26 protein-coding genes and 1 riboswitch are annotated in these 26,521 nt (G+C 63.9%); of the genes, 16 read left to right on the top strand and 10 right to left on the bottom strand.

Going from position 1 to position 26,521, the window contains the following annotated elements; genetic code table 11:
- Window positions 1-479: 479 nt before the first annotated feature.
- Window positions 480-2,420, top strand: coding sequence for a glycoside hydrolase family 26 protein (locus LR394_RS43100; RefSeq protein WP_231444844.1), 1,941 nt, complete (start codon window positions 480-482; stop codon window positions 2,418-2,420).
- A 192-nt stretch (window positions 2,421-2,612) separates the two neighbouring features.
- Here the strand turns inward: LR394_RS43100 and LR394_RS21805 are convergent, their stop codons facing one another.
- A complete protein-coding gene (locus tag LR394_RS21805; RefSeq protein WP_231444846.1) occupies window positions 2,613-2,999 on the bottom strand; it encodes an SUKH-4 family immunity protein in 387 nt (128 codons plus the stop codon).
- Between the two features lie 106 nt (window positions 3,000-3,105).
- A riboswitch (ZMP/ZTP riboswitch) is annotated at window positions 3,106-3,191 on the top strand.
- A gap of 60 nt (window positions 3,192-3,251) precedes the next feature.
- Between LR394_RS21805 and glyA the strand changes: the two genes are divergently transcribed.
- Together glyA and LR394_RS21815 are read left to right on the top strand one after the other, a co-directional pair.
- Window positions 3,252-4,544 carry a serine hydroxymethyltransferase gene (gene glyA / locus LR394_RS21810; RefSeq protein ID WP_231444848.1) on the top strand — a complete coding sequence of 431 codons (1,293 nt, stop codon included), beginning with the start codon at window positions 3,252-3,254 and terminating at the stop codon, window positions 4,542-4,544.
- Complete coding sequence (locus LR394_RS21815; protein WP_231444850.1) at window positions 4,541-5,419, top strand: bifunctional methylenetetrahydrofolate dehydrogenase/methenyltetrahydrofolate cyclohydrolase; 879 nt, start codon at window positions 4,541-4,543, stop codon at window positions 5,417-5,419. The genes glyA and LR394_RS21815 overlap by 4 nt, the downstream gene beginning before the upstream one ends.
- Before the next feature lie 54 nt (window positions 5,420-5,473).
- Here LR394_RS21815 and LR394_RS21820 read toward each other — a convergent pair whose 3' ends face one another.
- Together LR394_RS21820 and LR394_RS21825 are read right to left on the bottom strand one after the other, a co-directional pair.
- Complete coding sequence (locus LR394_RS21820; protein ID WP_231444852.1) at window positions 5,474-6,682, bottom strand: M20 metallopeptidase family protein; 1,209 nt, start codon at window positions 6,680-6,682, stop codon at window positions 5,474-5,476.
- Window positions 6,683-6,849: 167 nt separating this feature from the next.
- Complete coding sequence (locus LR394_RS21825) at window positions 6,850-8,625, bottom strand: hypothetical protein (protein ID WP_231444854.1); 1,776 nt, start codon at window positions 8,623-8,625, stop codon at window positions 6,850-6,852.
- Window positions 8,626-9,004: 379 nt separating this feature from the next.
- Between LR394_RS21825 and LR394_RS21830 the strand changes: the two genes are divergently transcribed.
- Both LR394_RS21830 and LR394_RS21835 read left to right on the top strand, forming a co-directional pair.
- Complete coding sequence (locus LR394_RS21830) at window positions 9,005-9,724, top strand: exodeoxyribonuclease III (protein ID WP_231444856.1); 720 nt, start codon at window positions 9,005-9,007, stop codon at window positions 9,722-9,724.
- Complete coding sequence (locus LR394_RS21835; RefSeq protein ID WP_231444858.1) at window positions 9,718-10,527, top strand: exodeoxyribonuclease III; 810 nt, start codon at window positions 9,718-9,720, stop codon at window positions 10,525-10,527. Before LR394_RS21830 ends, LR394_RS21835 begins: the two co-directional genes overlap by 7 nt.
- Window positions 10,528-10,617: 90 nt before the next feature.
- Here LR394_RS21835 and LR394_RS21840 read toward each other — a convergent pair whose 3' ends face one another.
- Complete coding sequence (locus tag LR394_RS21840) at window positions 10,618-11,442, bottom strand: hypothetical protein (protein ID WP_231444860.1); 825 nt, start codon at window positions 11,440-11,442, stop codon at window positions 10,618-10,620.
- A 384-nt stretch (window positions 11,443-11,826) separates the two neighbouring features.
- On the opposite strand from LR394_RS21840, the gene LR394_RS21845 reads away from it, so the two are divergent.
- Window positions 11,827-13,395, top strand: coding sequence for a tetratricopeptide repeat protein (locus LR394_RS21845; RefSeq protein WP_231445158.1), 1,569 nt, complete (start codon window positions 11,827-11,829; stop codon window positions 13,393-13,395).
- Here LR394_RS21845 and LR394_RS43690 read toward each other — a convergent pair.
- The 4 genes from LR394_RS43690 to LR394_RS21860 all read right to left on the bottom strand — a co-directional run bounded on the left by LR394_RS43690 (window position 13,388) and on the right by LR394_RS21860 (window position 16,489).
- Window positions 13,388-13,987, bottom strand: a complete 600-nt coding sequence (locus LR394_RS43690; RefSeq protein ID WP_407937095.1) for a metallophosphoesterase — start codon at window positions 13,985-13,987, stop codon at window positions 13,388-13,390. The two genes, LR394_RS21845 and LR394_RS43690, sit on opposite strands and share 8 nt — an antisense overlap.
- The gene (locus tag LR394_RS21850) at window positions 13,984-14,811 is read right to left on the bottom strand and encodes a hypothetical protein (protein WP_231444862.1); all 828 of its coding nucleotides are present in this window, start codon (window positions 14,809-14,811) and stop codon (window positions 13,984-13,986) included. The genes LR394_RS43690 and LR394_RS21850 overlap by 4 nt, the downstream gene beginning before the upstream one ends.
- A gap of 78 nt (window positions 14,812-14,889) precedes the next feature.
- A complete protein-coding gene (locus LR394_RS21855; protein WP_231444863.1) occupies window positions 14,890-15,813 on the bottom strand; it encodes an abortive infection family protein in 924 nt (307 codons plus the stop codon).
- A gap of 139 nt (window positions 15,814-15,952) precedes the next feature.
- On the bottom strand, window positions 15,953-16,489 hold the full coding sequence (locus LR394_RS21860) for a flavoprotein (protein WP_231444865.1): 537 nt from the start codon (window positions 16,487-16,489) through the stop codon (window positions 15,953-15,955).
- Window positions 16,490-16,576: 87 nt separating this feature from the next.
- Here LR394_RS21860 and LR394_RS21865 point away from each other — a divergent pair, with 87 nt between their 5' ends.
- The 6 genes from LR394_RS21865 to LR394_RS21890 all read left to right on the top strand — a co-directional run bounded on the left by LR394_RS21865 (window position 16,577) and on the right by LR394_RS21890 (window position 19,793).
- Window positions 16,577-17,758: a helix-turn-helix domain-containing protein gene (locus tag LR394_RS21865; RefSeq protein WP_231444867.1), complete on the top strand. Its 1,182-nt coding sequence runs from the start codon at window positions 16,577-16,579 to the stop codon at window positions 17,756-17,758.
- Window positions 17,759-17,882: 124 nt separating this feature from the next.
- The gene (locus tag LR394_RS21870) at window positions 17,883-18,239 is read left to right on the top strand and encodes a hypothetical protein (protein ID WP_231444869.1); all 357 of its coding nucleotides are present in this window, start codon (window positions 17,883-17,885) and stop codon (window positions 18,237-18,239) included.
- Window positions 18,236-18,631 (top strand): hypothetical protein, encoded by a 396-nt coding sequence (locus LR394_RS21875; RefSeq protein WP_231444872.1) that lies wholly within the window; start codon window positions 18,236-18,238, stop codon window positions 18,629-18,631. Before LR394_RS21870 ends, LR394_RS21875 begins: the two co-directional genes overlap by 4 nt.
- Before the next feature lie 5 nt (window positions 18,632-18,636).
- A complete protein-coding gene (locus LR394_RS21880; RefSeq protein WP_231444874.1) occupies window positions 18,637-18,909 on the top strand; it encodes a hypothetical protein in 273 nt (90 codons plus the stop codon).
- 182 nt (window positions 18,910-19,091) lie between these two features.
- Window positions 19,092-19,526 (top strand): hypothetical protein, encoded by a 435-nt coding sequence (locus tag LR394_RS21885; RefSeq protein ID WP_231444876.1) that lies wholly within the window; start codon window positions 19,092-19,094, stop codon window positions 19,524-19,526.
- A 72-nt stretch (window positions 19,527-19,598) separates the two neighbouring features.
- Window positions 19,599-19,793 (top strand): hypothetical protein, encoded by a 195-nt coding sequence (locus LR394_RS21890; RefSeq protein ID WP_231444878.1) that lies wholly within the window; start codon window positions 19,599-19,601, stop codon window positions 19,791-19,793.
- A gap of 567 nt (window positions 19,794-20,360) precedes the next feature.
- Here LR394_RS21890 and LR394_RS21895 read toward each other — a convergent pair.
- On the bottom strand, window positions 20,361-21,206 hold the full coding sequence (locus LR394_RS21895; protein ID WP_231444880.1) for a GntR family transcriptional regulator: 846 nt from the start codon (window positions 21,204-21,206) through the stop codon (window positions 20,361-20,363).
- Between the two features lie 218 nt (window positions 21,207-21,424).
- Here LR394_RS21895 and LR394_RS21900 point away from each other — a divergent pair, with 218 nt between their 5' ends.
- The 4 genes from LR394_RS21900 to LR394_RS21915 all read left to right on the top strand — a co-directional run bounded on the left by LR394_RS21900 (window position 21,425) and on the right by LR394_RS21915 (window position 25,315).
- Window positions 21,425-21,817, top strand: a complete 393-nt coding sequence (locus LR394_RS21900; RefSeq protein ID WP_231444881.1) for an SCO3933 family regulatory protein — start codon at window positions 21,425-21,427, stop codon at window positions 21,815-21,817.
- Window positions 21,814-23,331, top strand: coding sequence for an FtsK/SpoIIIE domain-containing protein (locus tag LR394_RS21905; protein WP_231444883.1), 1,518 nt, complete (start codon window positions 21,814-21,816; stop codon window positions 23,329-23,331). Before LR394_RS21900 ends, LR394_RS21905 begins: the two co-directional genes overlap by 4 nt.
- Entirely contained in the window at window positions 23,331-23,528 is a 198-nt protein-coding gene (locus tag LR394_RS21910; protein ID WP_231444885.1) for a hypothetical protein, read from the top strand. The genes LR394_RS21905 and LR394_RS21910 overlap by 1 nt, the downstream gene beginning before the upstream one ends.
- A 323-nt stretch (window positions 23,529-23,851) precedes the next feature.
- Entirely contained in the window at window positions 23,852-25,315 is a 1,464-nt protein-coding gene (locus tag LR394_RS21915) for a replication initiator (RefSeq protein ID WP_231444887.1), read from the top strand.
- A 219-nt stretch (window positions 25,316-25,534) separates the two neighbouring features.
- Here the strand turns inward: LR394_RS21915 and LR394_RS21920 are convergent, their stop codons facing one another.
- Window positions 25,535-26,116: a hypothetical protein gene (locus LR394_RS21920; RefSeq protein WP_231444889.1), complete on the bottom strand. Its 582-nt coding sequence runs from the start codon at window positions 26,114-26,116 to the stop codon at window positions 25,535-25,537.
- Between the last annotated feature and the right edge of the window lie 405 nt (window positions 26,117-26,521).

A 26,521-nucleotide genomic window follows, 5' to 3' on the forward strand; every position in this document is an offset into this window, starting at 1 on the left:
GCGCCCGGGGCCGGTGAACCACCCGGAGTGCGGATGGCATAGCACAGTGTCAGGGATGGTCAGGCCATTCCAGAGTCGTCACGCTAAGCGAATGTTATGAGACCGGCAAAGATGCGCACGGCCCAGATTCGGGATATCGGGTGACGGCACATCAGCCGAACGTGAGAAGCCCTGGTCACAAGATCGTCGGGCGGTTTCAACACGCCGCGGCGACCTGCGCGGCGTCCGTTCTGCGAGGGTTATGAAACGGCTGCTTCGGGCAACCACTGAGCCTGCCCTGAGAATCCGCAATATGTTTTGAATGCCCTCTGACCAGCGCTGGTATGGTCTGGCCCACATTAGACGGTTGGGAGCGGGGACCCTTAGCATCACGATTCGATCTCGGTTGCGGCGAATGACCGGGATGCATCCGTACCGACCGGCCGATGGCGGCCCGAAGCTGAACCAGACGCCGGCGACCATGGGAGCGCAGAACCACCGTGACGAGCAGACGTAAAGCTCAGGCCGACGGCGATTGGCAGATGGACCTGGCTGCGGAGCGTGAGGATTCCGCTTCCGGCGGCGAAGTGCTCGACACCCGTGGCAGCAGCCGTAAGAAGTCGGAGCCCGTTCCTGCCCGCCGCAAGCGCCGGTCCGCCGCCGGTGCCCGAGTCGGTGCCGCGGGCGAGTCCTTCTTCGCCGACACCCCCGGCTCGTCACAGACCCCGGACCAGCCGGGCACCACGAGCTCCCGGAGCCGCAGCCGAGGCGAATCGGTCCGCGTCGCCGCAGCCCGCGAAGAACCGCAGCTGAGCCGCTCCGAACTGCGCGCCCGCCGCGAGCGGATGGAGAAGCGCCGCAAGCGCCGCGCCCTGCAGCGTCAGCTCACCTTCGGCCTGATCGGCCGGGAGACCGACCCGCACGCGGCCACCGAGGCGCTCCCCCAGCTCGACGAGACCCGCACCGGCTCGATCCGGGTGCGCTCGGGCCGTACCGGGGCGATCCCGCGGCACAGCACGGGTTCCATCCCCACCACCACCGGCTCGATCGCCACCCCGGCGTTCGCCGAAGAAGACGTCATCGAGGCCGACGTCACCGTCGAGGACCCGACCCCGACCGGTGAGCTGTCCCGCCGCGACCTGCGCGGCAAGCGCCCGAAGACGGGCCGCCGCTCCAACCGGGGCCCGATCGGCCGCGCGGTCAGCAACAAGCGCGCCTGGCTCGGCGCTGTGGCGATCGCCCTGGTGGTCGCCGTGCCCGCCTCCCAGCTGATCGACCGCGACTCCGACCAGAAGATCGAGGACGCGGCGCTCACCACGGACAGCCTGGAGATGCCGCCGATCACCCAGACCCGGCCGCCCTCACCGACTTCGGAAGAGCTGAAGAAGAACCAGGAGCGCCTCGGCAAGGCCACCGCCACGGCCAAGGAAGCCGCCGAGAAGAAGGCCAAGGAGACGGCCAGCAAGTCTCCCGAGGCCAGTAAGAGCAGCTCCACCACCAAGAGCGCGGCGCCCAAGACCGGTGGCACCACCCAGATCGGCCTGGCCAACCTCAGCGACAAGGCCTCCGGGCTGGGCTGGGCCTCGGGTCTGTACATGCCGGGCAGCCTGGCCAGCAACGCAGAGGGCTTCGGCGACTGGCGCGGCCGCGACCTGGACGTCATCGTGGACTGGCCGGCCCGCTCCAACTGGGACGATCTGATCAACCCGGACTGGCTGTACCGCAGCTGGAAGAACACCTCCTACACCAAGTCGTTCGGTTTCCCGCCCTTCCCGGAGGACGGCAGCACCCTGCAGGCCTGCGCGGCCGGGGACTACAACGGCAAGTGGAAGCAGATCGCCCAGGGCATCAAGGACGCCGGCATCTCGGACAGCACGATCATCCGGCTGGGCTGGGAGTTCAACGGTGACTGGTACGACTGGCAGGCCGGTGACGCCGAGGCCTTCGCCGGCTGCTGGCGCCAGGTGGTCACCTCGGCCGAGTCCGTGGCCCCCGCACTGACCTGGGACTGGAACGTCAACCGGGGCGTCAGCGCCGGTCTGTCCGACCCGACCAAGGCCTACCCGGGCAACGAGTACGTGGACATCATCGGTGTCGACTCGTACGACATGTGGCCCGGCGCCACCAACGAGGAGACCTGGAACCAGCACCTGAACGGCAAGCAGGGGCTGAAGTACTGGGCCAACTTCGCCAAGAGCCACGGCAAGAAGATCAGCGTGCCGGAGTGGGGCGTCTACCCGGGCACCGCCAACGCGCAGAGCAACGGCGGCGACAACCCGTACTACATCGGCAAGATGAAGGACTGGTTCGAGAGCCTGGGCGACCAGCTCGCCTACGAGGCCTACTTCAACGAGGACGACGGCTACTACGCGGGCTCGATCTACGGCAGCGGGCAGAACCCCAAGGCCGCGGCCAAGTACAAAGAGGTCTACGGCAACTAGCCGACCCTGACGAGAACGGCTTCCGGGAAAACCTTCCTGGAGGCCGTTCTTGGTTTTGGAAGGACCAAGAATGGAAAACGTTTGTGGTCACCCCAAAGGCGACCAGAACGTCCGTCATTGGTGGCCTTTCAGATCCCGCCGATGCGCGTGGCGGCTCGCGCCGGCGGCGGGCAAATGAGGTGTGGTCGGGTTTTACAGAATCGCGTCCTCGATCTGCTCCACGATCACGCACCAGTAGAGGTCTTTCGCGATCGCGGCCTCGTCCACCGCGGTGAGTTGCTTCTTCAGCAACCTCAAGCGCTTGCGGCGGGGCACCAGCGGCTCCTCACCCTCGGCCGCCGGCTCACCCGCGTAGAACTCGTCGAAGGCCTTCAGGAAACCGCGGAAGGTGTCCATCGTGGTGTTCAGCAGGCTGGGCGTGCTCGGGGTGGGATCCAGCAGGAACAACCGGCCTTCGGCGTCGATCCCGATCTCCTGGTAGGACGAGACCGCCCCGAGCACCGTGAAGTCCCGTCCGCCCATCTCCTGGACGCGGGCCGGGCGGTCGTCGAGGGTGATGCCGAAGCGCAGCTCTTCCATGCCCGGAGTTTATGGCTTTGACCAGCGAAGGCCGGATCCGCCCGAGGGCAGTACGCGGGCCGGGTGGCCAAGCTCTCGACTGCCCACCGGCACACGTTGGTAGGATGGTCGGCGCCGCAACTGGCGTTCGGGTGGGTCACCACCGGGAAGCGGTGAGTCGTCGTCTTCGGGTCGTTCGCCTGGGCCCGGGGTCACTGGGGCGCACCTGCCCCTGCCCGCCCGACGACCGCTACTCGCTAGGAGCCCGAGCGCATGACCGAAGCCACCACCAGCCGTGCGATCACGCAGACTTCGCTGGCCGACGCCGACCCGGAACTGGCCGCTGTTCTCGGCCAGGAACTCGGCCGCCAGCGGGGCACGCTGGAGATGATCGCCAGCGAGAACTTCGCCCCCCGCGCCGTGCTCGAGGCGCAGGGTTCGGTGCTCACCAACAAGTACGCCGAGGGTTACCCCGGCAAGCGTTACTACGGCGGCTGCGAGTACGTCGACGTCGCCGAGGAACTGGCCCTCAGCCGGGTCAAGTCGCTGTTCGGCGCCGAGTACGCGAACGTGCAGCCGCACTCCGGCGCGCAGGCCAATGCCGCCGCCATGCACGCCCTGATCCGCCACGGTGACGGCATCCTGGGCCTGGAGCTGGCCCACGGTGGCCACCTCACCCACGGCATGAAGATCAACTTCAGCGGCCGGCTGTACGACGTGGCCGCCTACGGCGTGGACCCGAAGACGTTCCTGGTCGACATGGACGTGGTGCGCGAGAAGGCGCTGGCCCACCGGCCCAAGCTGATCGTGGCAGGCTGGTCGGCCTACCCCCGCCAGCTCGACTTCGCCGCCTTCCGGGCGATCGCCGACGAGGTCGGCGCCTACCTGATGGTGGACATGGCGCACTTCGCCGGCCTGGTCGCCGCCGGTCTGCACCCCAACCCGGTGCCCTACGCCCACGTCACCACCAGCACCACGCACAAGACGCTGGCCGGCCCGCGCGGCGGCATCATCCTGGCCAACAGCGACGAGCACGCCAAGAAGTTCCAGTCCGCGGTGTTCCCGGGCCAGCAGGGCGGCCCGCTGATGCACGTGATCGCCGGTAAGGCGGCCGCGTTCAAGATCGCCCACGGCGAGGAGTTCAAGGACCGCCAGGCCCGCACGCTGCGCGGCGCCAAGATCCTGGCCGAGCGCCTGACCGCCGAGGATGCCACCAAGGCGGGCATTTCCGTGCTCACCGGCGGCACCGACGTGCACCTGGTCCTGGTCGACCTGCGCGAGTCCACTCTGGACGGCCAGCAGGCCGAGGACCGGCTGCACGAGATCGGCATCACGGTCAACCGCAACGCCGTGCCGTTCGACCCGCGCCCGCCGATGGTTACCTCCGGCCTGCGGATCGGTACCCCCGCGCTGGCCACCCGGGGCTTCGGCGACGAGCAGTTCACCGAGGTCGCCGACGTGATCGCCGCCGCCCTGCAGCCCACCTGCGACGTGGACGCGCTGCGCAAGCGGGTAGACGCGCTGGCCGCCGACTTCCCGCTGTACGAAGGTCTGGAGAGCTGGTGAGCGCCAAGCTTCTCGACGGCAAGGCCGCCGCGGCCGCCATCCGGGCCGAGCTCACCGAGCGGGTCGCCGCGCTGCAGGCCAAGGGCATCGTCCCTGGTCTGGGCACGGTTCTGGTCGGGGAAGACCCGGGCAGCGCCAAGTACGTGGCGATGAAGCACGCGGACTGCCTCGAGGTCGGGATCAACAGCATCCGCGAGGATCTGCCCGCCGACGCCACCCAGGCCCAGGTCGAGGACGCGATCAAGCGGCTGAACGACGACCCGGCCTGCACCGGTTACATCGTCCAGCTGCCGCTGCCCAAGGGCCTGGACTCCGACCGGGTGCTCGAGCTGATCGACCCGGACAAGGACGCGGACGGTCTGCACCCGACCAACCTCGGCCGCCTGGTGCTCAACGTCAACGCGCCGATGACGTCGCCGATCCCGTGCACCCCGCACGGCATCGTGGATCTGTTGCTGCGCAACGACATCGACCTCAAGGGCAAGGAGGTCTGTGTGGTCGGCCGCGGCGTCACCGTCGGTCGCCCGCTGGGCCTGCTGCTCACCCGCCGCGAGCTCAACGCCACGGTCACGTTGTGCCACACCGGTACTCGGGACACGGCCGAGCACGTTCGCCGGGCCGATGTGGTGGTTGCCGCCGCGGGTGTGGCCAACATGATCACTGCCGACATGGTCAAGCCGGGCGCCGTGGTTCTGGACGTCGGCGTCAGCCGTACGGTTGCGGACCCGGTCACCGGAAAGTCCAAGCTGGCCGGTGATGTCGCGCTCGACGTGCGCGAGGTGGCCGGCTGGGTGGCGCCCAACCCCGGTGGGGTCGGGCCGATGACCCGGGCCATGCTGCTGGCCAACGTGGTCGAGGCCGCCGAAAGGCAGTAAGAGCGTAAGTGCAAATGGGGGACGTCGGTGACCACCGACGTCCCCCATTTGGGTTTAGCTCTGTTTGAGTTGGCGCAGAGCAAGTTCCGCGTAGAGCGCTGCCCCTTGCGGCAGCACCGAATCGTCGAACATGGCGTGCGGGGAATGATTGCTCGGCGCGGTTTCCGGATCGCGCCCCGGTGGGCAGGCTCCGATCAGAACCATTGCCCCCGGAACCCTTTCGAGAACCCGGGAGAAATCCTCGGTGCCGGTCAGTGGCCGGGGGAGCACAAACGTCCTTTGTTCGCCGAAAAGCTCAGCGGCCGTCTCGAAGGCGAAACTGGTTGCGCTGGAGTCGTTCATCGTGACCGGGCACTCGTCCAGGTATTCGATGCTCACCTCCACCCCGTGCGCGTCGGCGATCCCGTTGCAGACCTGGTGCACCACCTCGCGCACCTTGCGCCGCACACCCCGGTCGAAAGTGCGCACGGTGGCCTCGAATCCGGCGGTGTCCGGAATGACGGTGTGCTTCGTACCGGCCTTGAGCTTGCCCACGGTCAGCACCGCGGCCTCGAAAGCATCAATGCGGCGGGTGATCGCGGTCTGCAGCGCCATCACCATCTCGCAGATGGCCGGCACCGGATCATGCGCCAGATGCGGTGAGGCAGCATGCCCGCCGTACCCCCGCGCAGTAACGAAAAGCCCGTCCGCAGCGGCCATCACCGCGCCCGGCTTGGTGGCCACAACGCCTCGCGGTACCTGGTTCGGCAGCACATGCAGCGCGAACGCCTTGTCCGCCGCCCGGCCGGCCGCCCCCAGCACGCCACCCTGAATCATCTTCGCCGCGCCCTGGTAACCCTCCTCGCCCGGCTGGAACATCAGCACCACGTCACCGTTCAGCTGATCACGCCGGTCGCACAGCAGCCGGGCCGCCCCTGCCAGCATCGCCGTGTGCAGATCATGGCCGCAGGCGTGCATCGCGCCGTCCACCGTGGAACGGAACTCGACGTCCACCTCTTCGTGCACCGGCAGCGCGTCCATGTCGGCCCGCAGCAGCACCACCGGCGCCTGCTCCGGCTCCGCCGCGGCCCCACCTCTCAGCACAGCCGTGACCGAGCCGATGTCCGCGCCCGCCGTGATCTCCAGGTCCAGCCCGTCCAGGGCCTGAAGCACCGCCTGCTGGGTGCGTTGCAGCTTCAGCCCGATCTCGGGGCGCCGATGCAGCCGATGCCGCAGCTCGGCGAGATCGCCACTGATCCCGGCCGCGTCCTCCAGAAGGCTCATGACAAGTTGTCTACCCTCTCCGGCGCCGCTGTGACAGGGGTTTCATGCAAAGCCGTATCGATCTGGTCGCCCGAGTGGGGTGACCGGTCGGTAATCCGCAGCTTTCGGGCGGCCGATTCGGGTGACAAGAGACGGCCGGACCGGCTGGACCGGCGGTTCGGGCCGGCTCAGCCCAGGGCGTTCTTCTGCTGCTCCAGGCTCTTCTTCACCTGCTCCTCGTTGAACGGGACCATCGCCGCCGCCCAGCTCGACGCCCGCTGGAACGGTTCGCCGAAGCCCTGCTGCTTGGCCCGCCTGAACTTCGCCCCGCCCTCCTTGCTCGAGCAGTCGATCGTGAAGACCTGGTCCACCTTCACCGCGCCGGCCCCGAAGCAGTAGACCGGGTCGAAGTCCAGACCGACGGTGAAGGCCCCCTGCATCCCGATCCCGGCGATGTCGGAGGTACCGGCCTTGGTGGCCTTGGCGGTCGCCTTGACCTTCATCACGCAGGACTTGCTGGTGCACTTGCCGGACTCCGCAGACACCGTGACCGTGTACCGGGCGTCGAAGATGCCGTTCATGTCGGTGACCACGTCGGACAGGTCGTCGTAGATCTTCTGGGCCTGGGACGCGTTCATCAGGAGCACGTCGGTTCCCTTGAACTCGCTTACCCTGGGCACGTATTCGCGCGGGGTGTTGCTGGAGAAGGCCACGCCGTCGACCTTCGGCCGGGTGCCGAGCTCGTTGCCCTCCTCACTCTCGGGCGCGGGCGGCGAGCCTTCAGAGGCGATGGCGTCAGGGGCGAAGAACGTGGCGGGCAGATGCACGAAGGTGTACGGCGCGGTCGGGGTGATGTACATGTTTCCGTAGGAGGTACCGAGCATCATCACCTCCTGGCCGTCCCGCTGCACGATGGTGGGCTCGGCATCCGGATCGTTCTCCGGGGTGCGCAGGTCGGAGAGGCTGTCGTTGGCGTAGGGGTCCGGGGCGAAGTCGGTGGTCGGCTCCTCGAGCGTGTCCAGCAGACGCTGGCCGAGCGTCGCCGGGGTGGCCGGCAGCACGGTCTCCGTTTCCAGGTCCGCGAGATGGGCGTTGTCCACCCGGACCCAGGGATCCCGGGGGAAGTCGCGCATGGAGAAGGCGGTCGGCAGGAGCTTCTGCATCTCCAGGCTTCCCGCCTGCAGCAGAGTCTGGCCGTTGATCCGGGCGATCGGCCGGTCGAGCACGCCGTAAGTGCCGTTGAGCGTGCCGTCCTTGCCCATCCGGATGTTGTAGTCGTAGCCGCTCAGGGCGAGCCCAGGGGAGTTCTTGAGCGCGTTGGCAGCCTCCACGAAGGGCGCCGCCAGTTCCGACGACGCGGCGCCACTGACCAGTTGGCCGTCACCACCACCGCCACCGATGGGGCTGTCTGTCCCGGGGCGCACCACGATCAACGCCACCACGGCGATCAGCGCGAGCGCGACCCCGGCTCCGATGCCGCCCATGATCAGCTTCTTGTTCCGCGGCTTCCCGCCGGTGGGCTGATTCCCCGGGTTCCAGTTGCCCTGCGGGCCGAACTGCTGCGGTGGGCCCGACTGCCAGCCCGGAGCACCGGAATTGAAGGTCTGGCCACCGAAACCGTAGGGCTGCGGCTGTGCGTACCCAGCACCCTGGTCCGGGCCGGAGCCCTGGCCGAACCCGGAGCCCTGGCCGTAGCCTTGCCCGTAGCCGGAACCTTGTCCGTAGCCCGAGCTTTGGCCGCCGAACTGACCCATGCCAGAGCCCGGCGGCGGGGGAGCAGGCTGGTTCCACTGCTGCGGCGCGCCCGGCGGAGTCCAGCCCGGCGGCGGGGGAGTAGGTGACTGGCCAGAAGCGTTGGAACCCGAGGTGCCGGCGGTCTGCTGGTCCGGCTTGTCCTGTGCCACAGGTTCCCCACCGGTCACCGCCTTGGACTCCTGATCGCCCGCATCCTGCTGATTCGCCACTGCGTCACACCCCAGACAAACGACTTCCTAGCAGCCCTCAGAGGTCGGGCCCGGGCAAACCTTAAACAGGACTCAACAGCCCCAGAACACGCAGACCTGGGCCGATGCCGTACCCAGAGCCCGCGGTGCACACTCCCCGACAGCCGCCACCTAGGTCGCTCACAGGTTGATCGCGTGCTGCCGGAGAGAGCCTGCGAGGCAACGAGAACCCGCATCCAACGCCCTCAGCCTTCTGTCGGCCGGGTCGTCGGCGCCCAGGTGACCTGCCCAGATGTACTTCCCAGAAAGAGTTCGTCCGGGCAATCCGGTCGGCCGTCCACATCCGCGACCTCGCGTGGCCAGGTCGGGGGGCATCGCCTCGATGCGGCAAGATGTCACGATGAGGATCGCCACCGCCAACGTCAACGGAATCCGTGCCGCCGAACGCCGCGGTATGCCCGCCTGGCTGGCCGAACGGCAGCCCGACATCCTCTGCCTGCAGGAGATCCGGGCCGACGACCCCACCCTGATGAAGATCATGGGCGAGGGCTGGCACGGCGTGCACGAGGAGTCCGCCACCGCCAAGGGCCGCGCCGGCGTGGCCGTGCTGTCCCGCACCGAGCCCGCCGAGGTCCGCACCGGCCTGGGCTCCTTCCTGGGCGCAGGCCGCTGGGTCGAGGCTGACTTCACCCTGGCCGACGGCGGCCTGCTGACGGTGGTGTCGGTCTACGTGCACACCGGCGAGGCCGAAACCCCCAAGCAGGACGAGAAGTACCGGTTCCTCGACGAGATCCGGGAGCGGATGAACAAGCTCGCCGCGGACGGCCGGCACCTGCTGGTCTGCGGCGACTTCAACATCTGCCACCGCGAGGCCGACCTGAAGAACTGGAAGGGCAACCTGAAGAAGTCCGGCTTCCTGCCCGCCGAGCGCGCCTGGATGGACTCGCTGTTCGACGAGGACGGCTTCGTGGACGTGCACCGCAAGCTGGCGGGGGAGGGGCCGGGGCCCTACACGTGGTTCTCCTGGAGGGGCAAGGCTTGGGATAGCGCAAGTCGTAAATCTACCCCGTGTATTAGTGCAGGTCAGAGCGTTACGAAGGGTGCTTACGCGTCGTGCTGAGGGTTGCTACTGCCAACGTGAACGGTATCCGGGCTGCTGAGCGGCGGGGGATGCCTGCCTGGCTCGCTGAGCGTCAGCCGGACATCCTCTGCCTCCAAGAGATCCGCGCGGACGATGCGACGCTCATGAAGATCATGGGTGAGGGCTGGTACGGGGTGCATGAAGAGTCGGCCTCGGCCAAGGGGCGGGCCGGCGTTGCTGTGCTGTCTCGGACTGAGCCGGTGGCGGTGCGCTCTGGCTTGGGCTCGTTCCTCGGTGCTGGGCGCTGGGTTGAGGCTGACTTCGCTCTGACGCCTTCTGCTGAAGGAGAGCCTTCGCTCTTGACGGTGGTGTCGGTGTACATCCACACCGGTGAGGCTGACACACCGAAGCAGGATGAAAAGTACCGGTTCATGGATGAGATCCGGGAGCGGATGAACAAACTCGCTGCTGATGGTCGGCATTTGCTGGTGTGCGGTGACTTCAACATCTGCCATCGCGAGGTGGATCTGAAGAACTGGAAAGGCAATCTGAAGAAGTCTGGGTTCTTGCCGCGGGAGCGAGCCTGGATGGATTCGTTGTTCCATGAGGACGGGTTTGTGGATGTCCATCGGAAGATGGCCGGCGAAGGGCCTGGGCCTTATACATGGTTTTCATGGAGAGGCCGCGCATGGGATACAGGAGCCGGTTGGAGAATTGATTATGCTATCGCAACCGACAGTCTTGCCGAAATGGTTGAATCTACTGAGGTTGATCTCGCTCCAACGTATGACCAACGTTGGAGTGATCATTCCCCTGTGATTTTGGATGTAGTGTTCAGTTAATTGGCCGAGCGCTTCTACGATCGGCTGCCAAGCCAGGATCGGCGGCTCCTAGTTGGGAAATGGGTTCTCCCGTGGTAACTGAATAACTTGTCAAGATTTTTCAAGTCGGCGCAAGAATCTGGAAAGAACGCTGTCCAACTCAATTGGATCGTGGACCGCTTCAGCCACGACTCGATCTACGAAGGCTACACCGGCCTCGTGTAGCAGATGTTCACGTGATGTGTCCAGAGCTCGGCGGGCATTGTGGTGAGGGCCGTCTACTTCCAACACGCCAGCTCGCCCTTTGTAGGTGACTAAAAAGTCCGGCTCCCATGTCCTCCCCAGCACTCGACCACCTGCGAGAGGGAAAACGGCGATCGTTTCTTGTTTGGGAAGGGCTTCCTGAAGCCTTTTCAAGGCGAGGTACACTTTTTGTTCGCCTTCGTTAGTGAAGAACAGATAATCAGTCGACCATCGGGGCGGTCCTTGACGCAACTTTCGCCCCTGGTTGGTAGGCCGCTTTGGCGGCTCCAGTTCCCCAAGAAGTCGTGCACGCCAATCGGGACCAACTTCGGGCAGGATTTCACGGAGACCGACGTTGAAATCCCTGTACCTCAGGCGCTTGCTTACTTCGGCGCATGTATTGTGAAGTGCTTTAACCCATTCTCGGGGAATAGCTGACTGCTGCTCCGGCAAGACTTCGAGCCAAAGTTCGTACTCTTCGTACTCATGGTCGTATTCAATCGCAAACGATTGAACCTCGAGAAAACGTAACGCTTTCTCTTTATCTCCTCGCTGTAGCAACAAGGTCAATGCGTGAGCCAATACAGCCTCTCCCATTGCCTCCATCCGTGAATCCCCTTGCAGTTTCGGATCTTCTAAGATTTCGCGGAACGTCAATGCACGTTTGGACTGCTCGTCACGATCGCCTGACACTGCTGTTCGCTCCCATCGATCTCTACAGTCGGGTTGCACATCCTAGAGTCCGCCGACACTCACCGGAACAGTTCTCCAAGGCGGAGTGGACCTAGCCAGGCATGCGGTCAAACTAAGAGTGACCGAAGGACGAGGTAAACAGCCCTTGGAGCGTCACTGATCTGCCGTTATGGACAGGATCCTGGGCGCGGCCTCGCCAAGGGCAAACAGGTGGGTCGTGTTGCTCCAGCCAGATAGGTCTTGGCGAGAGCTGTGGCATCGCACAGAGCGTTCTAAGTCCAACCCAGCTTGCCGACGCTAGTCGCGAACGCTGGCGAGTCAGCGTCTCGTCAACTCTCATGCTGAGGTACAGTCGGCCTTGTGCCCATAGAGTTGTCATGCCGCGTGGTTTTTCTCGCGAGTCCGGGTGGCCTTGCGGATGAGCGGGAGGCATGTCGGCGTCTCATAACTGAGTACAACGAGCGGGACTCACTCCAAAGCAGGTCAAGTTTCTTCCTTCATGCTTGGGAAGACGCTCCAGGCGGAGTTGGACGACCCCAAGAACTTATCAATGCGAAGCTAGACGAGTGCGATTTTACCCTACTGTTGATGGGGGATTGGTGGGGCAGTCCGCCAGATAATGAGGGCGCACATACGTCAGGCACTGAAGAAGAGTTTTATCGGTCCTTGGAATTACTCGCCAAGGAGGATGCCCCGATGAGAGACATATTTGTCGCGTTCAAAGCGATTCCTCCTGCGCAACTTCGAGACCCGGGACCAAGCCTTCAGACGGTGCTGGCATTTCGCCAAAGACTAGAGGCGTCCAAGCAGATTATGTACGAAACGTTCGACTCTCTGGAGAATCTTGAGCACCGAGTCCGGCGAAGATTAGTCGAATGGGCAAAACCGCTTGAAACGAAAATTGCCAAGAAGGTGACTCTCCCCGGACCTGATACTGCAGGTTCTGGAACCGGAGCGAGTAAGGAGGATTACCTCAGATCTGCTCGCGAGGAAGCGAGAGCCAAACTACTGACGCAAGCTGACACGTCTTATGCCTTGGCAACTAGGGAAGGAGACCCGGATGCCCTGCTTGAGTACGCCAAATTCATGCGTCGCACTGGCCGGTTCGAACAGGCCCTGGACCTCAATCAGCAGGTGATAAGTAGTTCCACTACTGCGTCACTCCAAACACCCGCTGAGACTGCAGCGAGGGTCAGCGCCCTAGCGAATAACGGAGTGATAAGACGAAAGCAGGGAAAATTCGCAGACTCGCTCTTTGCCTTGACCGAGGCGGTTGCCACTTCCAAGCAGGGACATCTCGAAAAGAGTGACGAGTATTGCTATGCCCTGGACAATCTCGGCTATACGCTTCTTCAGCTAAACCGCCCAGATGAAGCGCTGCAAGCATTCCAGGAATCATACGAAGTGCGCGAAGCCCACGGCGACAGCGACAAGAAGGCCCAGTCTGCAGTAAATCTGGGCAGGCAGCTACTGATGCATTCCAAGTTCGCGGAAGCCTTGAGTCATTTCGAAGAATCGGACCAACTTTTGCTCAATAGTCAAGACCATCATCTTCGCGCAAACGCAAAGGCTGGTCTGGCCGAGAGTCTAATAGAGCTAGGACGCGACGAAGAGGCAATGCCGGCAGTTCGCGAGGCGCTCGAACTGAATGAACGCCTTCAAAGTATCGACGGGCTCAGTATCGCGCATGGACTAATGGGTCGACTAGCTCTTAATGCTGAAGCATGGGATACAGCCGAGTTTCATCTGACACAAGCTTCTGATCTATCTGAAAGACTGGATAATCCACATGGAAAAGGAGTTCTACTAGCATTCTTGGGAATACTGAAGCTGAAACAAGGAAAAACTGAGCAAGCTGCGACGGCTGCTCTAGCAGCCGAAGAGATACACGCCAAGTTTCCCAATCAATCGCTCAGGCGGAAAATTGATAATTTAAATAGACTCTTTAGGTAACTTGAAACCATTTTCGGCTTGGCCAGATGAAGCAGGTCAATGGGTATCCTGAGATAGAGCCGCACCCTGTATCAATGAGTGCATATTTATCTGTGATTAAAGGGACCCCCCTTGCCTGTACGGCATGGCCAAAGACTCCGTACAACGGCTTACCTTTGATCTCATTCAACATGGGGGCGTGTGCTGCTCGTAGATCAGCCTGCTGGTATACCTCTTCAAGGTCACGAAGAAACCGAATGTGAGATGCGGGCATTCGGTCTGAGAGCGATTCGGAACTGGCCCTGCGTGGGTAGGCGCTTAGAGTCGCTGCCCCGCCAATTCGAATAAACCCGGCAGAGTTGTTTTCGTCAATAGCGCGGAGAAGCGCTTCTTCGTGGTGACCACGCAAGAAGTGAGTGTCTGGGAGATTGGCCTTCAGATCTATGAGAAAATCCAGGACCTGGCGGGATTGATCACCCCGATTTATGTAGTCTCCAAGGAACACAAGCCTTTCGGCCTGGGTACTGGCTAGTGAAACTATTTTCACTAGCGGATCTAGTTGGCCATGGACGTCGCCGACAAAGGCAGTGACCATTCCATTTGCGGCCTTCATAGCACAACCTTATCGAGCGCATCGTAGTCAATCTCGTCGTCGAATCCGTGAAGCGCGAATGCGGCGAAGTTTGAGAGGTCCCGATCGCTCGACCAGGTGCCCTCTGCGAGTTCCTCCAAGCTTCCAAAAGGATTGGATTTAAGGCCGCCGCAAAGCTCGTGCAAGCGCGAGCGCAGTTCAAGGAAAGTCTCCTCGGATGCGGGTAGCTGAACTTTTTTATGTGACGAGAGTAGCGGGATCAGATCCATGTCTCTGTTTCGGGTAGCGATCTCTTTTACCGAGAAACAGGGAGCGCCGTCTTGGAGTGCCTTGGTGTAAAGGGCAGATCGAAGTAGGTACCGGGCTACCTTCGTTAGGCCGACGATGTGCTCGACAAGATCACGCCGCGAGGCATCTATTACCGGCGTTAGCCCTTTAATGCGGTATGCGACTTTGGTCGGGTCGGGCGAGTCGATTGAAGCGAGCATCTGGGCAAGATCGTTGTTTCTGTCTAACAGTATCTTGCCGTCGCGCTTCAAGTGGTAGCCAAAAAGCGTTCCAGAAGTTGCCCGCAACTGCGATTCGCTGTAGGAGGAGAAGCTGATGTTTTCGTGAATTGGATGTTTCCCTGGGGAAATATAGTTCAGGGCCAGTACATCCAGGTCGGAGTGCTCATCAACATCACCCCTGGCCCAACTTCCATATGCCAATAGGCACTGAAATTGCCCCGGAAGGCTCGCGCGAAGATCCGCTTGAACACTTCTAGGCACCTGTAGGGAGGTTAGCGACCTGCTGATTTCGCGCCAGTTGGTGGCGGTACGGTCACGGTCAACTGTCATGGCCACCATCCGGACTCGAAAGGAGATCGATCTACCGCTGGATGGTCTCCCTGGTCAGCGCACATTGCCCAGAATGATAGACCATCAATTGGAGGACACCTCTTCGTTCCTCCACGGCGCATCAGGGTCTCCTAGGGTCTCGAGCATCAAGTTGCACCAGGTGGCTGCAGCGCCGGCTGCGAGGCGTGCATGCCTTGGTCGAATCCACCCCGGAACCGATTCCCGTCCATGACCGACACCGACTTGATTGCGAAGCTCCGTTACGCCCTGAGTTAGACGAGTAAGCGATCCAAGTATTGTTTTGAGGGCCTTCGCCTCTTCGGTCGCTCCATCCTTGACGCCTGCTGCATGCAACTTTAAGCATTGTTGCGCTTGCGTAACCAGAGCAGGTAAATCGCTTTTTGAATTGAACTCGATTCTCCGCTCGCGTAGGACAAGTTTAGCGGTGCTTTCGACTAGGTCCTTAGCAACACTGACGGCAAGCCGTGGATCAGAATCCACGCTAGCTGAGAGCCTTCGAAGGTTCTCAGTAATTGCTGCTGAGTCGGCTAGGGCGTTCATCGCGGGGGCAGCCATCTCGCCAGCTGGAATTTGATCCTGTAACCGATGGAAGTGTGCAAGGGTGGGTTCGAAAACGGCAGTCACCATGCTGCGCCTAGCGGCCCATGATCCTTGTCCGCCATGAGAAAGCCAATAGGTCCTGAACGTCGTGAAGTCCTGCCAAGGACAAACAAATGAGATACCGAAACGCTTACAGATGGACTTGAGCGCGCGTAAGGCTAAGCGCGCCTCTTGATCGGTGATGCGTTCTCCGCCGCTCGTGCCGTACGTGTTGAACTCACCGTGCAGCAAAAGAGATAGAGATTCGCCAGCATCAAGATCGGAAACGCCCGGCACCGGTGCTTGCCGCAACTCATCCAGCAGGTCGGTTTTCAATTGGAGGCGTGGCAAACCCCAAGGGTCTGAAACCGCCGACGATGGATGAAAGAAATCCTCTGGATCTAGCAACCAAAATCATCCCTTTCGGATTCGAGGACGTTCCGCGCCTGAGGCCGAATATAGCAAGAGTTGAACGTATGGAAGCTCGTTTGGGTTGACCCGGGAGGCCCCTTGCCATACATGTGCACCCGAGGGCGTTTTCTGGCTGCTAGGGAGTGATTTTGCGTAGCTCGTCGGAGACTTGCTTCCAAGGAAACCGGACGGGGGCCGACTCGCTACCCCCGTCTGCAACTGTGCGATCGGTCAGAACTAGCGTGACGCCGTCTTCGCGCAGATGCGCAAGACTTCGCCTATAGGCTCCGTGCGAAGCGAGAGCGCGATTCATCCAAGGAGCAACGATGACAGGCTTGTCGGCACCGATCGCTTCGCAAACGATGCCAACGGCAAGAGTGTCCGATATTCCCTGTGCGATTTTATTTATGGTGTTGAAACTGGCAGGCGCAACCACGATCGCGTCTGCCATTGGCAAAACGTCGGGGTCGTCGGGATGTTTGTAGTGAGACCTGACGGGATGCCCGGTCAAGTCGAACAGGTGGGTTGAATCGACGAAGCGTGAACCCATTGGAGTTGTGACTGCACAAAGGTCCCAACCATCGGCCTTCGCGCTTTTCACGAACTCATACGACTCATCTGCGTTGCTAACTCCGCAGATGATCAAGTACAGAACCCTTTTGGCGCCGCTCACCTGGCAACTCCTGTCGATAGCGCTCGGGCAATGTCGATCCGTCGTTAGAATGTCACCCTCCGGTGCATCGATAGCGAGGGGGGTCGCATGGGTGACGTCGAGAACACCGGTGCGCGCATCCGCCAATACCGCAGGGCACGCGGGCTGAGCTTGGATCAGGCGGCCGGGCTGGCTGGCATCAGCAAGGGGTACCTATCCAGGCTGGAGCGCGGGGAACGCTCGGTGGACTCGCGGGCTCGGTTGACGTCGATCGCTCAGGCGCTGGAAGTCTCGGTGGCTGATCTGACCGGTCAGCCGTACGCCCCGCGCGAGCAGAAACATGCGGACGCTCATCGTGGGGTGCAGGCGACGCGGTTGGCGCTGCTCGATCCAGAAGGGCCGGGGCGGTCTGAGGAAGAAGTTGCCGCCATCATCGATGGCCTGGACCAGATCATGGCTCGGTGCGACCTCGTGGATGAGGCACGCATCGTGCCCAATGTCCTGCGTTGGACTCAGCAGCTTGCCGATGAGACGGGTTCGCCTGAGGCTCATCGGCGCGTGGCGATAGCGGCGTACACGGCGATCTTCTACGCGCGGAACATGGGGGAGTTCGACCTCGCCTGGATGGCCGCGGAGAGGCTGCGGTCTGCGGCTGAGGCGTCGAATGATCCGGCGACGCTGGGGCTTGCGGCGTACGGGCAGGCTCACGCGCTGACGCCTTCGGGAGCGTTGAGGCGGGCGGCTTCTGTTGCTCAGTCTGGTTTCGATGCAAGTGATCTGGGTGAGAGCGAGAGCCTTGCTGCTCGGGGTTCTTGCCTCTTGGTGGGCGCGGCGACCAATGCGAGCTTGGGCAACATCGATACGGCTCGGGCTCAGTTGGACGACGCGATGAGCCTGGCGGCCCGGGTTGAGGAGCCGACGATGGTCGCGCGGCACACGTCATTCAGTTCGTGGAACGTGATCATGCATCGCGTGGCTGTCGAGGTGGAGTCGGGCAACCCGGCGGCGGCGCTGGAGACTGCGCGTCCGTTGGCATCTCGGCCGGTGAAGCAGCGCGAGCGGATGTCGTACCTCTGGGTCGACATGGGACGCGCGTTCTCGCGGATGGATCGGCATCGCGACGCGATCGATGCGTTCCGGCGGGCTGAGCGCTCTGCGCCCCTACGGGTTCGGCTGAGCCCGGTGGTCCGCGATGGCGTGCGGGATTTGCTCAACCAGAGTCACCGCAGGGTGGCCGGCGCTGAACTGCGTGGGCTGGCCGAGCGTTGCGGAGTCCTCGGCGAGGTATAAGGGGGTTGCCAATCTGGCAACCTTTCGACCCTTGCGCGACTGCACCCTGTAGGGCATGCGAGGGATTACGTGGGGACGCCGTCGCGGGGCGATCGTGACGGGGAGAGCGCAACCGGTCCAAGACGTGGGGACGAACCCGCGTCCGATGCTGTTCGGGTACCAGACGGTGCGGCCGGACTCGTCCGATGACGAAGTGACGAACGGGCGGCGGCTTCTGGTCGCGTACGCCGCTCTGGAGGGGTACACCCTCGGCGAGATCTTCTTGGAATGGACGCCGGGGACGTCCTTCTCGGCGTTGTCCGCGCTGGTGGTTACGGCTGAGCGGTGCAGGGTTCGAACGGTCGCGGTGCCTTCGGCGCTCGACCTGGGGCGTCTGCCACGTGTTCAGGAGCTGGTGCGGCGCAAGCTGGAGAGCGGTGGGTTGACCGTTCTCGTCCTCCAATCGATGGAGCCGCAGGCTGTGCGGCGGTGGTCCGCGTGAGCGAGGCGATTGCTGGTCCGCGCATTCCCATCCGTGGCCTTGTCCCCGGTTCCCTTCGGCGCCTTCGGCCGGCACTCGTGGCGAAGGGGTCGTCGAACTTGTGGACGGGGCGTCTCGAGTTCGCGGTCACGGATCGGCAGGGACGGCGGGTCGCCGATGCGTCGATCGTGGCCCGCCTCGATCACGTGATGATCTGGTTCGGGCCGACCTGCCTGGCGGTCGTCGATCGGGATCGGCTCCGTCGTTGGCTCCATGCTCCGGCTCGTCCGCTGGAACAGGACGACATCGCGTTGGAGCGGACGAATGAGGGACGTTTGTCGCTGAGCATCGCGGGTCGGCTGCCGGAACTCGTCCCCACCGGGGTCGTCGACACCCTGTACCGCTGGGTGTGAGCCGAGTGATCGAGCCCGTGGCAGTCGTCCTCAATCAAACCGCTCTGGTCAAGGCGTTGGAGCGCGTGAACGTCGTGGCTCTTGCGGTCACCGAGGAGCGGGAGGCCGGGCGGTTCACGGTCTTTCTGCACGGACCGGCCGGCCAATGGGCTCACGGCGTCGCGATGCGAAGGGTTGCTGCGATCCCCGGTGTCTTCGGCGTCGAGGAGGAGCCCGGGGTCCCCACCATCCTCCGCGTGACGGTCGCGGCGGTCGATCGAGGGGAGACGGCCGCATGAGATGAAGCTGAGGCCGGGCCACCCCGTTTCCTATGCGGGGAGAAGGGTGGCCCGGCTGGAACGTGTCACGTCCCGGTGTCGGATGGTACCGGGGCGTAGTCGGCGTGCGTGATAAATCGGACGCGCGTGTCTGGCTCGCCGGTGCCTTGAGCAGAAATGTTCGGGGTAGGTGGGAGCGAGAGTTGACGAAGCAAGACGAGGACGACGGTCACGGGGACAGCAGCCCAGAGTGGGGCCGGCGCGAGGCGCCCAAGGGTGATGCGCGCACGGACCGGGACGCGATGAGCCCGCGTGACTGGGATTTCCTGGAGAACGAAGCATTCGCCGGTGGCGAAGAGAGCTTGACCGTGCCGTGGCAGTCGGTGCGTCCGGGGGAGTCGCGGGAACTGATGATGTCCTACCGCCGGGCGCGTCGGCTCGCTGCTCGCCTTCGTCGTTGCCTCGGGGACGTCGGCTTCACGGACACCGACTTTCCGGAACTTGGTGCGGGCGTCGCGCCCGATGGCCGGCCGGTGGTCGTCCTGGGAGCGGTTCCTGAAGCGACGGTCGTCCGCCTGATGCTGTTGCTGGAATCTCGGCGACTGCCGCCCGGTGATGAGGGACGCAGCGCGGCTTAGATCTCTTCCCTCCGGTCCTGGGCCGGTTGGCCCGTCCACGTTTGCCAATTCACTGAGACGGGGGAACTTTCGATGACCGGATACGAGAGGGCAGTCATGTCGGTACCGCTGGAGTTCCGACGGCTGGCCCTAGTCGAGCGCGAGATCGGCATGTGCATGGCCTATCTCGCGGTCCTGGAACAGGGCCAGCGCAGCAAGGAGGCGACGCTTTCGGACCTTCGCGTCTGCCTGCAACGCATCCAAGGGCTCGTGCTCGACGGATCGTAGCTGCGCTCGTAGTCACGCGGTCTGGCCGCCGCGTCGTGACCGGCGTCCGCGCCGCACGCGCGGCGCGGACGGCCCCGGACCGCGCCAGCGGTCCGGCTTGATGATGTAAGGGCAACTTTCTACAGCTCCCCGGGGGCTGCTCCCGGTTACGCGAGGTCGAGCTCGAGCTGCACGAAGACCGGCAGGGTAGGGCGGCGGACTCGGGGGCGGCGACGCTTGGGCGCAAGGAGCCTGCGAACTCGCGCAAAGCGACCGAGTGCATCGCGCAGCAGGAGGACCGGGAACCAGAAGTGCGGGGTACGGCGGCGAGTCATGACCTTGCCCTCCCGATGGTGGTCTCGCGGTGGGGCCGGGTGGTTTTCCCTGCCCCGCTGCGGGCACCGTGTACCGCGCCCCGGGAGGCTCGCGATCAACCCCGCCCTGACTCGCCTCGTCTGCAGGCGCCTGTGCGGAGCACAGACCTGGACCGGGCTGGAACTGCGGGGTTTATCGGGAGTCGGGGCGTGGTAACGGAAGGTGAGCCGAACGCCTGAACTGCTGGGCTCCTACTGTCTTTCCAGGGTGGACTCAGCTGGGACGGCTGATCAGAGTGGCTCGATCTGCTGGAATGCGGGTCTCTTCGACTAGCAGCGGCCGATCGTCTTGCCCGTGCGTGATCCGAACGTGGATGATCAGCGGGATTCCAGGGCTGATGTCGAGGGTGGCTGCATCGTCAGGACGGGGCATCTCGGCGCGGGTGCGGTCGGTCCAGGTGAGCGGATGACCGGCTTCGCTGAAGACCTGGTAGAGATCCGCCGGCAACCGGAACGGGTTGTCGTCCAGGTGGAGATCGTCGACGACGGCGAACGGGAGCCAGACGCGGTGCATGACCTGCGTGCCGCCAACATGCAGGAGCTGGCGCTCCAGGACGAAAACCGGTTCTGAGGGCCGAATTGCAAGGGCCATGGCGTAAGATCCGGCCTCGGTGCGGTAGCGGGATGGCGTCTCGACCTCGGCCCAGCCTTGTGCATCCCACGTCTGATAGCGCGGCCCGTCAGAGGCGTCGGACAGGATGATGGACGGGTCGAACTCGAGGACGAGTCCCGCTGCGAAGGTGAAGGGTTGGCGTACGCGAGAGGCTCGGCCGTGTTCAGTGGTGATGAGGCCGGCGGCGCGTAGGGCTGCGATGGCGTGGCGGACGGTGATCCGGGAAACGCCGAACTCGGCGATCATCGCGGTCTCGCTGGGGATGGCCTTGCCGGGGGGTAGGTCGCCGTTCTCGATGCGCTCTCGCAGGGTGAGGGCGATCTGTTCGTAGCGGGGCAGGCGCGCCCTGAGGGCTCGAGCCGTGCGGTCGGGCGCGCTGTCAGCGTGAAACGTCGGTGACGAGGTGCCGACGGTGGCGTCGTTCTCGTGCGCGGGCGGCTTGCCCATGGGCTCGGCCCCTCTCTTCCTGGTGCGATCTGCGGCTACGAACCTGATCGTCTGTGCTGGTGTCCGGTCCGGTTCGTGGTGTCCGGCTGTGTCCGGCGAGTTCCGACTCGTTCACTCGTCATCATAAGTAGTTGACTCTCGGGCGTCCACGGCGTCTACTGATCACCGCACTCGTCATAACGAGTTGATGAGTGGTCTACGGAGAGCCGGTGGTCTGGATGAGGACGATTCCTGTGAACGTCTCGGCGTTCGAGGCGTGGTTGTGCGTGATGCTGCCCGAACCGAGGGTGGCGAACCCCGATACCGGGGAGCTGCGTAAGGACCGGGAGACCGGTCAGACGATGTACTCGGTCGGGGTCTGCGCGATCCAGGGCCGCAACTCCTCGGTGATTCAAGTGACGGTCGTCGGGGAACCGCAGGGCCTGATCTTGGGTGCTCCGGTGCGGGTTTCGGATCTGGAGGCGACGCCGTGGGACCGGGATGGTCGCTCGGGTGTGGCCTGGCGGGCCTCGGCTCTGGCGCCGATGCAGGCTCCGGCGGGTGGTCGGCCGAGTAGCTCGAGTGCTGCATCGGCAGGTCCGGGTGCGACGAGCCGGGGTGAGGCCCGATGAGCTCCCTCCTGCTGAAAGTCGTTGCCCTGGTTGCAATGGTGTGGGTGCTGCGCCGGATCGCGGACGGCTTCACAGCGATCTTCGGTGCAGCTGCGCCAGTGGCTCTGCTGGCTCTGATCGTGCTCGGGATGCTGGTTTGGCGGATGGCGGGCCGGTTGCGGGAGGCACGGCCGTGGTCGTGGTGGCCGGTGTTCGGGGCGCCGGTTGCGGTGTGGTGGATGCTGCGTACCTGGTCAGCAGCCTGCGAGGAACTCGGACTGGCGGTCCCGGCGGCTCGATCGGGACGGTTCGGGCTGCTGGACGGTCCCGCTGGTGGGTTGATCGTGCGGGGAACACCTCTGAAAGTTGTTTCTCCGCGCCGGATCGGGTTGAAGATCCGGGCCAGTGGTCTGGAGGTTCGGGTGCGGCTGGCGCCGGGGCAGACTCCGGCCCAGTTCGAGCGGGCGGCCGAAGGTTTGGCGCATGCCTGGCGGGTTCACCGGGTCCGGGTGGAGGTGCCTCGTCCGGGGTTCGGGACCCTGGTCGGGCTGGGTTTCGATCCGCTCCGGCACCCCAAGCCCCGGCAAGCTCAGGCGGTCGCTGCTGGTCCGGTTGATGTTCCGGCCAGTGATCAGGATGGCCAGGAACGAGCCGAGTACCCCACTGATCTGGTTGTTCCTGATCAGATCGAGGTGACGCCGGCGGATCTGTCGGTGAGTGTCGGTATCCGGGAAGACAGCCATCCCTGGCAACTGGATCTGACTCGCCGCCCTCATTACCTGGTGTGTGGGGCCACCCGCTCGGGCAAATCGACCCTGACGGTCCGGATGTTGTCCGAACTCGCGCGGCGCCCGGTCGGTCTGGTCGGTATCGACGCGAAGAACGGGATGGAATTGTCGCCGTTCGGTCCGCGCCTGTCAGCGTTGGCGGTTAACCGGGCTGAGGCTGTCGCGGCGATCGAGGGTCTGCTCGGGGTGCTCGAACTGCGGGCGATGACGTGTCAGGAACACGGCGCCCGCTCGATCTGGGAACTGCCCGTGCCGGTGCGCCCATGGCCGATCGTCGTCGTGGTCGATGAAGTCGCCAAACTGATGCTGTCGGTCGATCGGGCCGGTAAGGAGGAGACCACCCGGTGCATCCAGGGCCTGGTGCGCCTGGGCCAACTCGGCGCGGCCCTCGGCATCCACCTGTGGATCTCCGGGCAACGGTTCGGCTCGGATCTCGGACCGGGGGCGACGCTGCTGCGGGCGCAGCTGGCCGGGCGGGTCTGTCACCGGGTCGCCGACGCCGAAACCGCCGGCATGACCCTGGCCGGCCTTCCCGCTGAGTCGGTGGTGGAGGCACAGAAGATCCCGGCTGATCTGGCGGGGGTCGCGGTGTCCGGGGACGACTCCGGGGCCTGGCACCTGGTCCGCAGCGACCCAATGGACATCACCGAAGCTGCCGCGCTGGCCAGCCAGTACGCGAGTCTGCGGCTGGACCTGCCCGAAGTCGATGCCGCGGTACAGCGGGTGCGGTTGGGAGGTGCCTGGTAGTGGACCTGCCCACCCTGGCCGTCCTGGTGTTCGGCGCCGTCCTCTGGGCGATCTGGCGATCCGGTGAACTGCGCGGATTCCAGGTGTTCTGCAGCTTCCTGTTCGGGTTCTTCCTCGCAGGCTCCGTCATCGCCCCCTCAGTCTCAGAGGCGGTGCAGACCGTGTTCGACTGGATCAGCACCTGGAGCATCACGTGAACCACCCTCGCCCGAGCCAGCGCCCGACTTCGGCCCTGCGCGGGTTCGCTGACGTGGACTGCCCCGCCTGTCGCGGTATTGGCGACACCTGCGTTCCCAGCTGGGACCGGACCTGCAAGAACGAGAGCGGCCGGCAGTTGCGTTGCCGTCGCTGCCGGGGAACCGGACTCCTCTAAACAACCCTCAGAACAGTTCATTTCAGGAGGTCATCGTGACCATTCACCGCGTTCCCGGCCGGCCCGTCCGCAGCGCTCACTCCGCCTCGGACGGGCCGGGCTCCCCGGCACCACACCAGCAATGGCGAACATTAGGTAGGTGGTTGGATGGCGAAACAGGCTCCACGGAAACAGAAAAGCGCTGACAAGCACGCTGATCGGCAACTGACGCTTGGCCTGGGCCTGGCCCCCGAGTTGGCCGAGTTGATCGAGCAAGTCAACCGTCCCGATCACCGGGACTGGCTCAAGCAAGTCCAGCGCATCGGCGGCTGCTCCCACCCCCTGCACATGCGCGGCTCCACCCGCATCATCGACAAAGCCACCGGCCGCGTCGATCACGAGTTCAGCAGCCGCAATGCCCCGGACGGCATCATCCTGATCCGCTGCCGCAACCGCCGCGCAGCCGTCTGCCCGTCCTGCGCCCGGATCTACCAAGGCGACCTGTTCCAACTGGTCAAGGCTGGACTGGCCGGCGGCAAAGGAGTCCCCGAAACCGTCGCCGGGCACCCCCGGGTGTTCATCACCCTGACCGCCCCATCCTTCGGCGCCGTTCACTCCTCCCGACCGGCCGGCCGCACGAAGGTCACACGCGGCGATCACCGCGACGCACGCGGAATCTGCCGTCCTCGGCGCGGTCCGGACTGCGAACACGGGCGCCCCGTCGCGTGCTTCGCCCGGCACGCCGAAGCTGATCCGCAAGTCGGAACCCCGCTGTGCAGGGACTGCTACGACTACGAAGCTGCGGTGATCTGGCAAGCCAACCTCGGGCGCCTGTGGGAACGCTTCTGCATCTACCTACCCCGTCACCTCGCCCGGCACGCGGGCGTTCCGATCACCCACCTGCGGCAAGTACTGCGACCTTCGTACGTGAAGGTGATCGAGTTCCAACGGCGCGGCCTGGTCCACGTCCACGCCGTCATCCGCCTGGACGGACGCACCGACAACCCCACCGACCTGGCACCCGCACCCGCCTGGGCCACTGCAGCCGCGCTGAAAGAAGCCGTGCTGTCCGCTGCCAGTGCTGTCCTCATTACCCAGGAGGCCAGCGCCGGTCAGTCCTGGGCGCTGCGGTGGGGGCAGCAAGTTGACGTCCGTGACATCGGCGAAAACCTCGAACGCGGCGAAAGCATCGCCAAAGTAGCTGCCTACGTCGCCAAATACGCATCCAAGGGTAGCGAAGAGACCGGCTGGAACCCCCAGAACTGGGACCAGACACCCCGCGGACGACACGCCGCCACGATGGTGCACACTGCCTGGGCCCTGGCCGAACGGCCCGAGCTGGAGCACCTGAAACTCCGCAAGTGGGGCAAGGATCTCGGCTACCGGGGCCATGTCTCATCCAAATCCCGCCGCTACTCCACCACCCTCGGCGAACTACGGGCCGCACGAAGCGCCTACCGCCGGCAGGACTCCGCCGATGCTGAGCAGCAACCCGCCCCCGATGTCGTAGTCCGGTCGTCCTGGAAGCTCGTTGGCCACGGATACAACCAGGGGCAGGCTCGGCTCGCGGCTGACGTGGCGCGTGACCTGAAGAACCGACGTGACGCAGCGCGAGACGAGCGAAACCTATGAGACAGCCACGGAAGGTGTCGGCCGAAGAGCCCAAGTACTGGCCATTCGCTGCGCGGGCTGTCGAACGCGGCGTAGCGCTTGAAGGCTTTGCTCTGATCGCAGCTGGGGAAGTTGCTCGATTGGCCCGGGACGGCCGCCTTAGCTCTCAGCTGCCGAGGCTATGAGGGCGAAGTCCGTCCGTAGCAGGAGAGCGAGCTAAAACCCATTTCCAGTAGTAGTTTACGAAGATCCATTGGCTTCGCGAATGGTTCCGGCCTGGAACCACTGAACCAGTGTGACTGCTACGGTCACTGCGGCCACCGCCTGCTCTTCACTAGCTGGTTCCGGGGCAGCGCCATTCGGCGGAGCATGACGTTCTTGGTTGTCCCATAGCATGCGCAGCATTCCGAGAAGTGTTGCTGCAGAGTCAGACTTCTTGTCATCCAGGCCTGCTACGGTGTAGCGCTCAGGCTTCAGCGACAAATGCGCGATCGCTTTACCGAGGGTGCCCGCGCCATCCTTTGGGATGAACAGCTGCAGTGCTTCTGATTCGACCGCCGTGACAGCGTGCTGAAACGCCTTCGGGTAGTCCGGTTTCAGCCCAAAGGCGGCGGCCCACGCAAGGCCAATTTCTGAGCCAGCCGTCGTCCCGCTGGGCACAACAAGATCAGCTTGACTCTGAAGTTCGGGAGAGACCCGACGCATCAGCCGCCAGTAGGGTTCTGCGAGCGAGACCTTCCAGGCGGAACCGCTTTGCTCTAAGAGTTGAACCAATTCGGAGATCAGCTGATCTTCTTCGACCGTCCGTTCATAGTCGTCCATACCGTACCAGCGGTGGAGGATCCAATCTGCGGCGGCTAGCAGTAGATCGTCACGCCGGTCGGGATTTCTGAGTAGGGCACTGACAGCTGATGCCGAGCCGGAGTGCGGCTCGACTGCAACCCGCAACTCCCGGCCCATGATCTCGTAATCGTCTGCGAGAGCAGAGATAAGCCAGGATCGGAGTGACGAAAACAGGTGCTCGGGAACGCCTTCGTAGAGAGTCTCCCGATATGCCTTTACGCCGTCGTCGTCGCCTCGTGCCCACAACGGAACCCAACTCATTGCCACAAGGAGTATCCAAGCAGATGAAGGCTAGCTGCGCTGGTCTTTTGGGATGGCCTGATTGTCAATCGGCGCCACGGGTGGGCTTTGGGTCGATCTGATGCGATGGTGAGCAGACATGGA

It is taken from the genome of Kineosporia babensis (genome assembly GCF_021129305.1).
GTDB lineage: Bacteria > Actinomycetota > Actinomycetes > Actinomycetales > Kineosporiaceae > Kineosporia > Kineosporia babensis.

Coding starts and splice junctions, on each gene's coding strand:
- LR394_RS21915 (WP_231444887.1), top strand. CDS start 23,852: ATGGCGAAACAGGCTCCACGGAAACAGAAAAGCGCTGACAAGCACGCT.
- LR394_RS21820 (WP_231444852.1), bottom strand. CDS start 6,682: ATGAGCCTTCTGGAGGACGCGGCCGGGATCAGTGGCGATCTCGCCGAG.
- LR394_RS21890 (WP_231444878.1), top strand. CDS start 19,599: ATGACCGGATACGAGAGGGCAGTCATGTCGGTACCGCTGGAGTTCCGA.
- LR394_RS21895 (WP_231444880.1), bottom strand. CDS start 21,206: ATGGGCAAGCCGCCCGCGCACGAGAACGACGCCACCGTCGGCACCTCG.
- LR394_RS21900 (WP_231444881.1), top strand. CDS start 21,425: ATGAGGACGATTCCTGTGAACGTCTCGGCGTTCGAGGCGTGGTTGTGC.
- LR394_RS21920 (WP_231444889.1), bottom strand. CDS start 26,116: ATGGACGACTATGAACGGACGGTCGAAGAAGATCAGCTGATCTCCGAA.
- LR394_RS21805 (WP_231444846.1), bottom strand. CDS start 2,999: ATGGAAGAGCTGCGCTTCGGCATCACCCTCGACGACCGCCCGGCCCGC.
- LR394_RS21905 (WP_231444883.1), top strand. CDS start 21,814: ATGAGCTCCCTCCTGCTGAAAGTCGTTGCCCTGGTTGCAATGGTGTGG.
- glyA (WP_231444848.1), top strand. CDS start 3,252: ATGACCGAAGCCACCACCAGCCGTGCGATCACGCAGACTTCGCTGGCC.
- LR394_RS43690 (WP_407937095.1), bottom strand. CDS start 13,987: ATGAAGGCCGCAAATGGAATGGTCACTGCCTTTGTCGGCGACGTCCAT.
- LR394_RS21830 (WP_231444856.1), top strand. CDS start 9,005: ATGAGGATCGCCACCGCCAACGTCAACGGAATCCGTGCCGCCGAACGC.
- LR394_RS21865 (WP_231444867.1), top strand. CDS start 16,577: ATGGGTGACGTCGAGAACACCGGTGCGCGCATCCGCCAATACCGCAGG.